Origin of the sequence: Noviherbaspirillum autotrophicum, from assembly GCF_000818395.1 — a bacterium.
Taxonomy (GTDB): Bacteria; Pseudomonadota; Gammaproteobacteria; order Burkholderiales; family Burkholderiaceae_D; genus Noviherbaspirillum; species Noviherbaspirillum autotrophicum.
This window is the reverse complement of sequence record NZ_JWJG01000028.1, coordinates 4,006,681-4,019,445: the sequence shown is the minus strand read 5'-3', so window position 1 is coordinate 4,019,445 and position 12,765 is coordinate 4,006,681. Positions and strand designations below refer to the sequence as shown.

The following is a 12,765-nucleotide window of genomic DNA, read 5'->3' as shown; positions in this document are numbered from 1 at the left end:
CAGCATGACAGTCGTTGAGATTAAGAAGAACGCTGAACAAAAAATGCACAAGTCGATCGAGACGCTGAAAGCGGACTTGGCGAAGGTTCGTACAGGCCGTGCCCACGTGGGCATTCTCGATCATGTCCAGGTTGATTACTATGGCACGCCCACACAAATCAACCAGGTAGCAAATGTGACGTTGATCGATGCGCGTACCATCGGCGTGCAGCCATGGGAAAAGAAGATGGTCGCAGTAGTCGAGAAGGCGATTCGCGAATCCGATCTTGGGCTGAATCCGTCCACTCAGGGCGACCTGATTCGTGTTCCGACTCCACCGCTTACCGAAGAGCGCCGCAAGGAAATCGTCAAGATGGTGAAGGGCGAAGGCGAAGACTCGAAGGTGGCAATCCGCAATATCCGCCGCGATGCCAACGAGGCATTGAAGAAGTTGCTGAAAGACAAAGCTTGCTCAGAAGACGATGAGCGTCGCGCACAGGATGACGTGCAAAAATTGACGGACAAGTTTGTGGCGGAAGTGGATAAACTGATCGCCGAAAAAGAGAAAGAATTGCTGACTGTCTGAAAGACTCCGCCGGATCGATTCATTCGATCCGGCAATTTGGCGACGCCAGTTCTGCGCCCAGCAGGCATTGCTATAGTCGCTTGCGGGTCGCATGATGAAGCGAATTGCGTGATAAGGTATGCGATGCTTCAGCGGTGGAAACCGCAATACACCCGATAACTTCATTTTGGCTTCAGCCTTCTCATGACGCATCAGAGTTCAACCCAATCGGTACCTATTGTTTCGAATGTGCCGCGCCATATTGCCATCATTATGGATGGCAATGGCCGCTGGGCGACCAGGCGTTTCCTTCCACGCGTTGCCGGCCATCATAAGGGCGTTGAAGCGGTTCGTAATATCGTGGAAGCCTGCATCGCGCGTGGAGTTGGATATCTGACGCTGTTTGCCTTCAGCTCTGAAAACTGGCGTCGTCCAGCCGACGAAGTATCGCTGCTAATGCGGTTGTTCGTCACGGCGCTTGAGCGTGAAGTGGCGAAAATGCATGCCAACGATATCCGGTTGAAGGTCGTTGGTGATCTCGGTCGTTTCGATGCCCGTTTGCGGGACCTAATCGCCAACGCGGAGCGTCGCACTGCCAACAACACCCGATTGACAGTGACTGTCTGTGCTAATTATGGTGGTCGCTGGGATATCATGCAGGCCATCGGTAAAATGGTCGCAGCACATCCAGGCGAAACGGAATTCACCGAAGAACAGCTGGCGCCGCATCTGGCCATGGCATACGCTCCCGAGCCGGACCTGTTTATTCGTACCGGTGGGGAAGAGCGTATTTCCAATTTCCTTTTATGGCAGCTCGCCTATACGGAGCTGCACTTTACCGATACTTTTTGGCCCGACTTCGACGCCGCAGCCCTCGATCAGGCCATTGCATCCTATCAGCAGCGTGAGCGCCGCTTCGGTCGAACCAGCGAGCAATTGGTCGAGCAGAAAAAGGCTTCCTAATGCTTAAGACGCGGATTATTACTGCGGTAATTTTGCTGGCGGTACTGCTGTCGGTCTTGTTTTCCCAATCGTTTATCTTCTTTGCTTTGGTCGCAGCAGCTTTTTTCGGCGCGGCTGCTTGGGAGTGCTTTCGTCTATTCCAGAACCGGCGGCCTGTAATCGGTGCGATATTGTGGAGTGTCGCATTCGTCTTCATCGTATTCAAGGGTGACCTGTCCCGGGTGAATTTGCTGTTCGGTTTGTGCGCTGCGGTGTGGGTGTTTCGCCTGACCCCCTCGCTGGTAGTCGGTTTGCCCGAGGCGGGAAGTGTTAACAATCGACTGCTCAATGGAATTTATGGCATCGCGATCCTCGGGTGCTTTCTTGCCATTGCAGTATTGTTCCAGCATTCACCACAATACCTGCTTTCTGTAATGGCGCTGGTCTGGATTGCTGACATTGGGGCTTATTTTTCCGGCAAGGCATTTGGCAGGCACAAGCTAGCACCATCGATTTCTCCAGGAAAATCCTGGGAAGGGGCGATCGGAGGATGGCTTGCGGTGCTCATGATTACGGCTGCCACAACCTTGTATCCAGCGCTTGCCGATACCTTCCCGGCTCGAGTCCAGATGAAATGGGGCTGGGCAGGATTTGCCGCAGTAATGACATTGCTAGTCGCGGCGAGTATTGTCGGCGATTTGTTTGAATCGCAGCTCAAGCGTCGCGCGTCAATGAAGGACAGCAGCAATCTGTTGCCGGGACATGGTGGTGTATTGGACCGAATCGACGCGTTGATACCGACGCTTCCATTGGCGATCCTGATTGATTCATGGCTTTAGGATAGAGATAGGTAGCGGCTGGATGCAGCATATTACGATACTCGGCGCGACAGGTTCGATTGGTGTTTCCACGCTGGATGTGCTCGCGCGCCATCCAGAGCGATATCGCGTGTATGCATTGACCGCGCACCGGCGTGTGGAGGAGCTTGCTGCGCAATGCGAGCGTTTCAAGCCTGAAGTGGCGGTCGTCGGCTCTGCTCAGGCGGCGCAGGCGTTATCCATGATGTTGCGTGAAAAAGGCGTAAAAACAGCAGTCGAGTATGGTGAGGCAGCCTTGTGCGCCGTAGCAAGCGCACCTGGATGCAACGCGGTTATGGCTGCCATCGTCGGTGCGGCAGGGCTTGCGCCGACTCTAGCAGCGGCGCATGCCGGAAAAAAGATATTGCTTGCCAATAAAGAAGCGCTGGTAATGTCTGGGCGTCTGTTCATGGATGCTATCGCGCAAAGTGGCGCAGCGTTGTTGCCAATAGATAGCGAACATAACGCGATTTTCCAGTGCTTACCTCAGGAATATCGCCGTACTCCAGAACAGCATGGTGTCGCCAAGGTACTGTTAACCGCCTCCGGCGGGCCTTTCCTCAAGCGCGCAGTTGAAACGTTGGAAAGCGTCACCCCGGAAGAGGCAGTCGCCCACCCAAACTGGGTCATGGGGCGGAAAATTTCCGTGGACTCTGCCACTATGATGAACAAAGGTCTTGAAGTTATCGAGGCGCACTGGCTGTTCGGTGCTGCCGCCAAGCAGATCGAGGTGGTGATTCACCCGCAGAGCGTGATTCACTCGATGGTGTCGTACATCGACGGTTCGGTTCTGGCGCAACTGGGCAATCCGGACATGCGTACGCCGATCGCGCATGCCCTTGCGTATCCGGAACGGATTGAATCCGGTGTTGCTGCGCTCGATCTTGCGCAAATCGGACAGCTCGTGTTTCAACGGCCTGATTTCGAGCGTTTCCCTTGTCTCAAGTTAGCCTACGATGCTTTGTTGGCGGCGGGATCGGCCCCCGCTATACTGAACGCAGCCAATGAAGTTGCTGTCGAAGCATTTCTGGATCGAAAAATAGGCTTCCGTGCCATTGACCGCGTGATTACGCAGGTCATGGATCAAGTGCCGCACGGCGAAGCCGGAGATGTTGAAGGCTTGCTTGAGCAAGACCGTCGTGCCCGCGAGGCGGCTCAGGCGCTTATTCACTAATTGCTGAAAACATGACTCTGCTGCAGACTCTGATCGCGTTCTTCGTCGCGCTCGGCGTGCTGATTATCGTGCACGAGCTGGGACACTACTGGGTGGCGCGCTGGTGCGGCGTCAAAGTCCTGCGTTTTTCGGTTGGGATGGGACGTATCGTTTATTCGCGCCGTCTCGGCCCCGATCAAACTGAATGGGCGCTTTCAATCCTGCCTTTTGGCGGTTACGTCAAAATGCTCGACGCACGCGAGCAGGACTTGGCCAAGCTGTCGCCCGAGGAGCTGACGCGAGAGTTCACCCGGCAATCGGTATGGAAACGGATTGCGATCGTTGCGGCGGGGCCGTTCGCCAATTTCGTGCTGGCGATCGTGCTGTTTGCCGGTCTGTACAGCTACGGCATTCCGGAACCAACCGCAAGACTGCGCGCCGTTCCCGAAAATACAGCGGCATACCAAGCTGGATTGCGCGGGGGGGAGTTGGTTACTGCCGTCAATGGCGAGCCAATCCGCCTCTGGTCTGACCTGCGCTGGAGGTTGCTACAACTGGCGGTGGAAGGCAAGCAGGCGAGGCTGGATATTCAGCGTCCGAATCCCGGCCCTTCAAAGGGCAATCTGCTGGATACGAAGACGCTTAATCTCGATAGCCTTTCCACCTCTGACCTGGAGGGCGACTTCCTGGGGAAGCTTGGCATCGATCTAGCGCGGCCGCGTCCGGTTCTGGGGCGCATCGTCACGGATGGACCGGCAATGCAAGCAGGTTTGAAAGAGGGGGATCTAATCCTTGACGTAAATGGTACAGCGGTTGCCGACGGCCTCGCATTTGTGGAGCTGGTCAGGTCGTCACCGGGAAAGCCATTGCTCATTCACGGCCAGCGCAATGGAAAGGAATTCGGTGTCGCTGTAACGCCGGAATCGTACAGCAAGAATAACCAGACGATTGGACGCATCGGGACGGAAGTGCCGCTTGCTCCGGAAATGATCATTGCCAGCGACCAGCCATTGGCTGCAATCGGAAAAGCAATCAAGAAAACCTGGGAAACCAGCACGCTAACGCTCAAGATGCTTGGTAAAATGCTTATCGGTGAGGTTTCTTGGAGGAACGTCACCGGGCCAATCACGATTGCGGATTATGCGGGGCAAACTGCACGCATCGGCATGATCAGCTATCTCAGCTTCATTGCGTTTATCAGTATCAGCTTGGGAGTCATGAACCTGCTCCCCATCCCGGTTTTAGACGGGGGGCTTTTACTGTATTATGCGCTGGAAGTTTTGACTGGCCGAGCCATTCCCGAGCGGGTTGGCGAACTGGCCCAGCGTGCCGGGGTGGGCATATTGATGACCTTGATGGCGGTCGCCGTCTTTAACGACATCATCCGGCTCATGTCCTGAGCCTGTGCCCATCGCACGGCCTGCCCGGCGAGAATATTGATAATAAAGAACCGATGAAATTACATTCCGAGCGTTTTTCTCAGCCGCTTTTTGCCCGCCGCTTAATCGCCATTGCCGCCTTCACTCTTTGCACCGGCCATGCGCTGGCTGTAGAGCCGTTCACCGTCAAGGATATCCGCGTCGAGGGAATTCAGCGCACCGAAGCTGGGACGATTTTCAGCTACCTGCCAGTACGGGTGGGTGAGGTCTATACTGATGAAAAGGGCGCTGCCGCGATCAAAGCATTGTATGCGACCGGGTTTTTCAAAGATGTGCGCATCGAAGTCGAGGGCGACGTGCTGGTGGTGTCGGTGGAAGAACGTCCTGCGATTGCCAGCGTCGATTTTTCCGGTGTGAAGGAATTCGACAAGGATCAGCTGACCAAGGCGCTCAAGGAAATCGGCCTGGGTGAATCGCGCATTTTCGATAAGGCGCTGCTTGATCGAGCCGAGCAGGAGCTCAAGCGACAATATTTGTCCCGTGGCCTGTACGGCGTGCAGATTACGACCACTGTAACACCGGTCGAGCGCAACCGCGTGAATATCAACTTCGTCGTGGACGAAGGCGAGGTTTCCCGCATCAAGCAGATCAACATTGTAGGCAACAAAGCCTTTTCCGACAGCGAGCTGCGCGGTCTGCTGAACCTGAGGACGCCTGGATGGTTCACTTGGTATACCAAGGCGGACCAGTACTCCAAGCAAAAGCTGACCGGCGACATAGAAACCTTGCGCTCGTTCTACCTGAATCGGGGCTATCTGGAGATGCAGGTAGAGTCGACCCAAGTGTCGATCACGCCGGACAAGAAAGACATCTACATCACGATCAACATCAATGAAGGGGACAAGTTCACCGTCGGTGACGTCAAGCTGGAAGGTGAGATGTTCGGACGCGAGCAGGAACTGAAGTCGCTGGTTGAGTTGAAAAAAGGCGATGTCTATTCCGGTGAAAAGCTCGCCGAAAGCGTGAAAAAAATTTCCGAGCGCATGGGTAACTTCGGTTATGCATTCGCGAACGTAAATGCCAACCCGGAAATCAATCGCGAGAAGAAGGAAGTGGGCTTCACGGTGCTTATCGATCCGGGGAAACGAGTCTATGTGCGTCGCATTAGCATCGCCGGCAATACCAAGACGCGCGACGAGGTGATTCGCCGCGAATTCCGTCAATTCGAAGACTCATGGTACGACGGAGAAAAGATCAGGCTGTCGCGCGACCGTGTCGATCGTCTTGGCTACTTCAAGGAAGTGAATATTGAAACGCCGGAAGTTCCGGGGAGTACTGACCAGGTCGATGTCAACATGACAGTCGCCGAGAAGCCGACTGGAAATATCCTGCTTGGTGCAGGCTTTTCGAGTAGCGAGAAATTGACGCTGACAGGCTCGATTCAGCAGGCCAATGCGTTCGGCAGCGGCAACACGCTCGGCATCGACGTCAATACCAGCAGCCGCAACCGGACAATTGCGGTGTCGCAGACCAATCCCTACTTTACCGACGATGGCGTGAGCCGCAGTTATGAACTCTTCCTGCGCACCACGCGCCCGCCTGAGGTCAATAGCGGTGACTATGTCGTACGCACTACTGGCGGCAATGTCCGGTTCGGTGTGCCTTTCTCGGAAGTCGATACGGTGTTTTTCGGACTGGGTGTCGAGAAGACGAGGGTGGAAACTTTTGCTGCAGGCGACCCGAATCACAATCAGAGCCCAGAGCTATATCAAACATACGTAAAGGATTTTGGCGACGGCACCAACGCCAATACCACCAGCTTCCCGTTGACAGTCGCATGGCAGCGCGACAGCCGTGACAGCGCGCTTGTGCCGTCGGTCGGCCGCTACCAGCGCGCTAACTTTGAAATCGCGCCGGTGGGAACGCTGAAGTATTACCGCGCAATTTATCAGCACCAGTACTTCAAGCCCTTGTTCCGCACCATTACACTGGCATTAAATGGTGAGCTGGATTATGGTCATGGCTTCGGCGGAAAGCCATACCCGATCTTCAAGAATTTCTATGCGGGCGGTATTGGCTCGGTACGTGGTTATGAGGGCTCATCGCTGGGCTCCGCCGCGACGAAGGCTACGAACGGCGACCCTCTGGGCGGCACCTCGCGTATTATTGCGAACGCCGAGTTGCAGTTCCCGTTCCCGGGATCGGGCAACGACCGTACCCTGCGCTGGTTCACCTATCTGGATGGCGGCAATGTGTTCGGCGAAGGCGAGAAAATCAAGATGTCCGAATTGCGCTATTCGGCGGGTATCGGTATCAGCTGGGTATCGCCAATCGGCCCGCTGAAGCTTAGTTATGGCAAGCCCCTAAATGCGAAGCCCGAAGACAGGAAGCAGGCGTTCCAGTTCCAATTGGGTACCGGCTTCTAATAATGGCATAATGGCAATTTGATCTGCGGAGAATGACCTTGATGTCTTTCAATAAAATAACGACACCCTCTCGGCTCATGGCGCTGTTTGCGCTCTGCATGCTCCCCTTGAGTAATGTGCAGGCGCAAGAATCCAAAATCGGATTCGTCAGCACCGAGCGGATTTTCCGGGAAGCAGCTCCGGCTAAAGCAGCGCAGTCAAAAATCGAGCAGGAATTTTCGCGGCGCGACAAGGAGTTGCAGGACTTGGCGGCACGACTGAAAGCCATGTCGGAAAAGCTGGATAAGGATGCCGCCGTGCTGTCTGATTCTGATCGAGTGAGGCGCCAGCGCGATTTGGCTGACATGGACAAGGATTTCCAGCGCAAGCAGCGTGAATTCCGAGAGGATTTGAACCAGCGACGCAATGAAGAGCTTGCGACGGTGCTGGAAAAAACCAACAAGGTGATCAAGCAGATCGCCGAAGCGGAAAAGTACGATATCGTGTTCCAGGAAGCTGTCTACGCCAGTCCGCGCATCGATATCACCGACAAGGTCCTGAAGGCGCTCAACAAATAATCAAGAGGAAGGCCACAATGAGCACTCGGCTGGGAAAATTGGTCGAACGCTTGGGAGGCCAACTGATAGGCGATGCTGAAACAGAAGTATTTGGCATCGCACCGCTGGACGACGCAAACGCGTCCCACATCACATTTCTTTCCAATCCCAAGCTGCGCGCGCAGGCAGCGCAAACCAAGGCTGCAGCGCTGATTCTGTCAGCGCCCGACGACGCAGCCGTCAGCTCGACGTACAAGGGCGCGCGTATCGTCACGGATAATCCTTACGCGTATTTTGCGCGTATCGCACAATTGTTCGCGGAGCAGAATGCCATCCCGGTAGTTCCCGGCATCGATCCGCAAGCGAGCGTGCATCCGGAAGCAAAAGTTTCGGCGGATGCTTATGTGGGCCCGCATGCGACGATCGAAGCCGGCGCTATCATTGGCAAACGGGCGATTATCGATGCAGGATGCTTTGTCGGACGCAATGGGCGGGTTGGCGCTGATACGCATTTTTTCGCCAATGTCACCTTCCACGCCGGCTGTGAAATCGGCGAACGCGGCATCGTTCATTCTGGTGCGGTGATCGGCGCAGACGGATTTGGCTTTGCCAAGGAAAAGGGTGCCTGGGTCAAGATCCCCCAAATCGGGCGTGTCGTAATCGGCAATGATGTCGAAATCGGTGCCAACACCACAGTCGATCGCGGTGCGCTGGCTGATACCGTAATCGAAGACGGCGTCAAGCTCGACAACCAGATCCAGATCGGCCATAACTGCCACATCGGCGCACATACCGCGATGGCTGGCTGTGTGGGCGTCGCAGGCAGCGCGAAGATTGGCAAATATTGCACCTTCGGCGGTGCCGCAATGGTGCTCGGCCATTTAACCATCGTCGACAACGTCCATATTTCGTCGGGCAGCATGGTCTCGCGTTCGATCATGGAGCCTGGCCAATACACGGGCTTCTACCCGCTCGCCAAGAACGCGGAATGGGAAAAATCGGCTGCGATTGTGCGCAATTTGGGGACGATGCGTGAGAAAATCCGCGAGCTGGAAAAAACAATCAAATTGCTCATCGAAAAAAAGTAATGAAAACTCTCGATATTAATCAAATCAAACAGTATCTTCCGCATCGCTATCCATTACTGTTGGTCGACCGTGTGCTGGAATGGGAATCCGGTAAATCAATTACTGCGATCAAGAACGTTACTGCGAATGAAGAATTTTTCAACGGGCATTTTCCGCACAAGCCAGTGATGCCTGGTGTATTGATGATCGAGGCAATGGCGCAGACGGCGGCTTTGTTGTCGTTCCTGACGATGGGACAAAAGCCGGATGAGAACAGCGTGGTGTATTTTGTCGGCATTGACGGCGCCCGTTTCAAACGCCCCGTGGAACCGGGTGATCAATTGAAGATGCAAGTCGAGATCCTGCGCACCTCGCGCGGCATCTGGAAATACAAGGCAGTGGCAACGGTCGATGGCCAGACGGCAGTGGAAGCAGACCTGATGTGCACCATGCGCAGCGCAACCGACGCCAGCCAGCCTGCGGGGCAGTAATGGCCAACATTCATCCGACCGCCATCGTCGACGCGAAGGCGGAGCTCGACGATTCGGTCGAGATTGGCGCGTATTCGCTCATCGGGCCGCACGTCAAGATCGGCGCGCGGACCAAGGTGGGCCCGCACGTCGTCATCGAGGGACACACAACGATCGGTTGCGACAACACTTTCTTCCAGTTTTCGTCGATCGGCGCGGCACCTCAGGATAAAAAATACAAGGGCGAGCCGACCCTTCTGGAGATCGGCGACCGTAACACGATCCGCGAGTTCTGCACTTTCAATCTCGGCACGGCACAGGATGCAGGAGCCACGCGAATCGCCAGCGATAACTGGATCATGGCGTATGTCCATATCGCGCACGACTGCCAACTGGGCAGCAACATCATTTTGGCAAACAACGTGACACTTGCCGGCCACGTGCATTTGGCCGACTGGGTGTTTTTAGGCGGATTTACGACCATTCATCAGTTCTGTCATGTCGGCGCCCATGCAATGACCGCTTTTACCGCTGCCGTGAGCCAGGATGTCCCGCCATTCGTGACGGCTGCCGGCAATCGCGCCGTACCTGCTGGGATCAATTCCGAAGGCCTGAAGCGTCGCGGTTTCACGCCCGAACATATCGCCGCCATCAAGCGTGCCTACAAGCTGGTTTACCGGGCCGGCTTGTCGCTGGACGACGCTAAGGCTGCACTGGCGCAGGAAGAAATCAAGTCACCGACGGCGGCCGATTCGATCCGCCTGCTGCGCGAGTTCGTGGAAAATAGCAGCCGTGGCATCATCCGCTGAGTTATCCCTTGCGATGGTCGCCGGCGAGACGTCCGGAGATCTGCTCGCTAGCCGCTTGCTGTCTGGCCTGCGGCCGCACTTGCCAAATGCCGATATCCATGGAATCGGCGGGCCGAAGATGGCGCAGTACGGCTTTCGCAGCGACTGGCCCATGGAAAAGCTGTCAGTGCGCGGCCTGTTCGAGGTGCTTGCGCACTATCGCGAAATCAAGGGCATTCAGAATGCGCTGCGCGACGCATTGCTTCTGGAAAGGCCCGCCGCCTTCATCGGTGTCGATGCCCCCGATTTCAATTTCGGCCTCGAAGCGCAACTGAAACTCGCTGGCATTCCGACCATGCATTTCATCAGCCCGTCGATCTGGGCATGGCGCGGCGGACGCATCAAGAAAATTGCGCGCGCCGTTTCCCACATGCTGGTGGTGTTTCCATTTGAAGAGGAAATTTACCGCAAGGCGGGAATTCCGGTGACCTATGTCGGCTATCCGCTGGCCGAGGTTATTCCGATGGAGCCGGACGTCGCCGCGGCCCGCGCGGCGCTTGGCTTACCTGCCTCAGCGCGCGTAGTCGCCATCCTGCCAGGCAGCCGCATGTCCGAGCTGAAGTACAACAGTGTCGCTTTCATTGAGGCAGCAAAGGTGTTGGCGCAACGCGATCCGTCGATCCGTTTCGTAGTGCCGATGGCCGGTGAAAAGCAGCGCGCCTATTTTCTTGAGCTGATATCAAAAGCAGGTTTGGCCGATGTTCCGATTCAGCTGGTTGCCGGACGTTCGCACGAAGCCATCGCGGCTGCGGATACGGTGCTGGTGGCGTCGGGAACGGCGACGCTGGAAGTGGCTCTGTTCAAGAAGCCGATGGTGATTGCGTACAAGATGATGCGGGCATCGTGGCATATCCTGCGCCACATGGGATACCAGCCCTGGATCGGGTTGCCGAATATTCTCGCGCGGGAATTCGTGGTGCCAGAATTGCTTCAGGATGCGGCAACGCCTCAGGCGCTGGCCGATGCATTGTGGTCGCAGTTGAGCGACGATGCGCTCCGTTCTCGCCTGCGCCAGCGTTTTACGGATATGCATCATTCGCTGTTGCGCGATACCGCCCAGGAGAGCGCGCAGGCAGTGTTGCAATTGATTGGAAAACGGCTGACATGAAAAAAAAGGATGCCAGTCTGTCGCTGTTCGACTATGCGGGCGAAATGATTTGCGGCGTGGATGAGGCCGGGCGTGGTCCGCTTGCCGGCGCCGTGTTCGCAGCGGCGGTGATTCTCGATCCGTCTAGGCCGATTGGCGGACTGCGCGACTCCAAGAAGCTGACGGAAGCACGGCGCGAAGCACTAGCCGAGCAGATCAAGTCCGACGCGCTGGCATGGTCGATTGCCTTCTGCACCGAAGCTGAAATCGACGAAATCAACATCCTGCAGGCGTCGCTATTGGCGATGCGGCGTGCGATCGAAGGATTGAAGCTGCAGCCTACGCTCGCGCTGGTCGACGGAAACCGATGCCCGGTGATGCCGTTGCGTTCCGAAGCCATCGTCAAGGGCGATGACAAGGTCCCGGCCATTTCCGCCGCGTCGATATTAGCAAAGACGGCGCGCGATGCTTCCATGCTGGCGCTGCACCGGCAGTATCCGGATTACGCATTCGACCAGCATAAGGGGTATCCCACGGCGCTGCACCTCGAGCGCCTGCGCGAGCATGGCGTGACGCCGGTACACCGCAAATCCTATGCACCGGTTCGCGCAATGCTTGACGCCGCCGGCCCAGAGGGCAGGGCTTGCGACGGGAAGGAATTTGCATGAAGGCGATTTCATCGCGCGAGAATCCGCTGTACAAGGAATTGAAGCTGCTCGCGTCGAGTTCGCAGGCGCGGCGCAAGGCGGGACGCACGCTGCTCGATGGCGTGCATTTGTGCGAAGCCTATCTCCAGCATGGCAGGCTGCCGCTATTTTGCATTGTCAGCGAAGGATCAGCTGTACATCCGGAAGCCGCTGCCATCGTGCAGCGCTGCGAAGTAGCAAAGGTCCCGTGTATCGTGCTGCCGGAATCGCTTTTTCACCCATTGAGCCAGGTTGAGCACGGTGTCGGACTGTTGTTTGTGGTCGATACGCCGCATCTCGCCGTACCCGAAAACTTGACGCGCTCTGCAGTGCTGCTCGATAACCTGCAGGATCCGGGAAATCTTGGTTCGATTCTACGCAGCGCGGCTGCGGCAGGAATCGAAGATGTTTTCTGCAGCAAAACCACCGTATTTGCATGGTCGCCCAAGGTTTTGCGCGCTGGTATGGGCGCGCATTTCCTGCTTAATATCTTCGACAATGTGGATCTGCAACTGCTGGTGGGCTCCGCCCATGTACCGATATTAGCGACCAGCTCACATGCCGAAAAGCGGATTTATGATCTTGATCTGAAGCGTCCGGTGGCATGGCTGTTTGGCCATGAGGGGCAAGGCGTGTCACAGGAGTTGCTTGATTTGGCCTCCTGCCGTGTATCGATTCCACATCTTGGTGGGGTGGAGTCGCTAAACGTGGCGGCGAGTGCCGCGGTATGCTTTTTCGAGCAGGTACGCCAGAAAACGGCCTGATTGAGC

At 56.1% G+C, this 12,765-nt stretch carries 13 protein-coding genes; all 13 read left to right on the top strand.

Annotated features, from left to right (window positions below):
- Window positions 1–4 precede the first annotated feature (4 nt).
- The 13 genes from frr to TSA66_RS19885 all read left to right on the top strand — a co-directional run bounded on the left by frr (window position 5) and on the right by TSA66_RS19885 (window position 12,759).
- Window positions 5–565 carry a ribosome recycling factor gene (frr, locus tag TSA66_RS19945; protein WP_040041260.1) on the top strand — a complete coding sequence of 187 codons (561 nt, stop codon included), beginning with the start codon at window positions 5–7 and terminating at the stop codon, window positions 563–565.
- A 183-nt stretch (window positions 566–748) separates the two neighbouring features.
- Window positions 749–1,507 carry a polyprenyl diphosphate synthase gene (uppS, locus tag TSA66_RS19940; protein ID WP_040041259.1) on the top strand — a complete coding sequence of 253 codons (759 nt, stop codon included), beginning with the start codon at window positions 749–751 and terminating at the stop codon, window positions 1,505–1,507.
- On the top strand, window positions 1,507–2,325 hold the full coding sequence (locus TSA66_RS19935) for a phosphatidate cytidylyltransferase (RefSeq protein WP_040041258.1): 819 nt from the start codon (window positions 1,507–1,509) through the stop codon (window positions 2,323–2,325). Before uppS ends, TSA66_RS19935 begins: the two co-directional genes overlap by 1 nt.
- A gap of 22 nt (window positions 2,326–2,347) precedes the next feature.
- On the top strand, window positions 2,348–3,517 hold the full coding sequence (gene ispC, locus TSA66_RS19930) for a 1-deoxy-D-xylulose-5-phosphate reductoisomerase (RefSeq protein ID WP_040042802.1): 1,170 nt from the start codon (window positions 2,348–2,350) through the stop codon (window positions 3,515–3,517).
- Between the two features lie 11 nt (window positions 3,518–3,528).
- Window positions 3,529–4,896 (top strand): RIP metalloprotease RseP, encoded by a 1,368-nt coding sequence (rseP, locus tag TSA66_RS19925; RefSeq protein ID WP_040041257.1) that lies wholly within the window; start codon window positions 3,529–3,531, stop codon window positions 4,894–4,896.
- Between the two features lie 53 nt (window positions 4,897–4,949).
- Window positions 4,950–7,301 (top strand): outer membrane protein assembly factor BamA, encoded by a 2,352-nt coding sequence (bamA, locus tag TSA66_RS19920; protein ID WP_040041256.1) that lies wholly within the window; start codon window positions 4,950–4,952, stop codon window positions 7,299–7,301.
- A 77-nt stretch (window positions 7,302–7,378) separates the two neighbouring features.
- Entirely contained in the window at window positions 7,379–7,858 is a 480-nt protein-coding gene (locus TSA66_RS19915; RefSeq protein WP_408639512.1) for an OmpH family outer membrane protein, read from the top strand.
- Between the two features lie 17 nt (window positions 7,859–7,875).
- Entirely contained in the window at window positions 7,876–8,925 is a 1,050-nt protein-coding gene (lpxD, locus tag TSA66_RS19910; RefSeq protein WP_040041254.1) for a UDP-3-O-(3-hydroxymyristoyl)glucosamine N-acyltransferase, read from the top strand.
- Entirely contained in the window at window positions 8,925–9,395 is a 471-nt protein-coding gene (gene fabZ / locus TSA66_RS19905) for a 3-hydroxyacyl-ACP dehydratase FabZ (RefSeq protein WP_040041253.1), read from the top strand. Before lpxD ends, fabZ begins: the two co-directional genes overlap by 1 nt.
- Complete coding sequence (gene lpxA / locus TSA66_RS19900) at window positions 9,395–10,183, top strand: acyl-ACP--UDP-N-acetylglucosamine O-acyltransferase (protein ID WP_040041252.1); 789 nt, start codon at window positions 9,395–9,397, stop codon at window positions 10,181–10,183. The genes fabZ and lpxA overlap by 1 nt, the downstream gene beginning before the upstream one ends.
- 13 nt (window positions 10,184–10,196) lie before the next feature.
- Complete coding sequence (gene lpxB / locus TSA66_RS19895) at window positions 10,197–11,330, top strand: lipid-A-disaccharide synthase (RefSeq protein ID WP_040041251.1); 1,134 nt, start codon at window positions 10,197–10,199, stop codon at window positions 11,328–11,330.
- Window positions 11,327–11,977, top strand: a complete 651-nt coding sequence (gene rnhB, locus TSA66_RS19890) for a ribonuclease HII (protein ID WP_040041250.1) — start codon at window positions 11,327–11,329, stop codon at window positions 11,975–11,977. Before lpxB ends, rnhB begins: the two co-directional genes overlap by 4 nt.
- Window positions 11,974–12,759: a TrmH family RNA methyltransferase gene (locus tag TSA66_RS19885; RefSeq protein WP_040041249.1), complete on the top strand. Its 786-nt coding sequence runs from the start codon at window positions 11,974–11,976 to the stop codon at window positions 12,757–12,759. Before rnhB ends, TSA66_RS19885 begins: the two co-directional genes overlap by 4 nt.
- Window positions 12,760–12,765 lie beyond the last annotated feature (6 nt).

What these genes read in the sequence shown, in the direction of transcription:
- frr (WP_040041260.1), top strand. Translation starts at nt 5, where the DNA reads ATGACAGTCGTTGAGATTAAGAAGAACGCTGAACAAAAAATGCACAAG.
- uppS (WP_040041259.1), top strand. Translation starts at nt 749, where the DNA reads ATGACGCATCAGAGTTCAACCCAATCGGTACCTATTGTTTCGAATGTG.
- TSA66_RS19935 (WP_040041258.1), top strand. Translation starts at nt 1,507, where the DNA reads ATGCTTAAGACGCGGATTATTACTGCGGTAATTTTGCTGGCGGTACTG.
- ispC (WP_040042802.1), top strand. Translation starts at nt 2,348, where the DNA reads ATGCAGCATATTACGATACTCGGCGCGACAGGTTCGATTGGTGTTTCC.
- rseP (WP_040041257.1), top strand. Translation starts at nt 3,529, where the DNA reads ATGACTCTGCTGCAGACTCTGATCGCGTTCTTCGTCGCGCTCGGCGTG.
- bamA (WP_040041256.1), top strand. Translation starts at nt 4,950, where the DNA reads ATGAAATTACATTCCGAGCGTTTTTCTCAGCCGCTTTTTGCCCGCCGC.
- TSA66_RS19915 (WP_408639512.1), top strand. Translation starts at nt 7,379, where the DNA reads ATGGCGCTGTTTGCGCTCTGCATGCTCCCCTTGAGTAATGTGCAGGCG.
- lpxD (WP_040041254.1), top strand. Translation starts at nt 7,876, where the DNA reads ATGAGCACTCGGCTGGGAAAATTGGTCGAACGCTTGGGAGGCCAACTG.
- fabZ (WP_040041253.1), top strand. Translation starts at nt 8,925, where the DNA reads ATGAAAACTCTCGATATTAATCAAATCAAACAGTATCTTCCGCATCGC.
- lpxA (WP_040041252.1), top strand. Translation starts at nt 9,395, where the DNA reads ATGGCCAACATTCATCCGACCGCCATCGTCGACGCGAAGGCGGAGCTC.
- lpxB (WP_040041251.1), top strand. Translation starts at nt 10,197, where the DNA reads ATGGTCGCCGGCGAGACGTCCGGAGATCTGCTCGCTAGCCGCTTGCTG.
- rnhB (WP_040041250.1), top strand. Translation starts at nt 11,327, where the DNA reads ATGAAAAAAAAGGATGCCAGTCTGTCGCTGTTCGACTATGCGGGCGAA.
- TSA66_RS19885 (WP_040041249.1), top strand. Translation starts at nt 11,974, where the DNA reads ATGAAGGCGATTTCATCGCGCGAGAATCCGCTGTACAAGGAATTGAAG.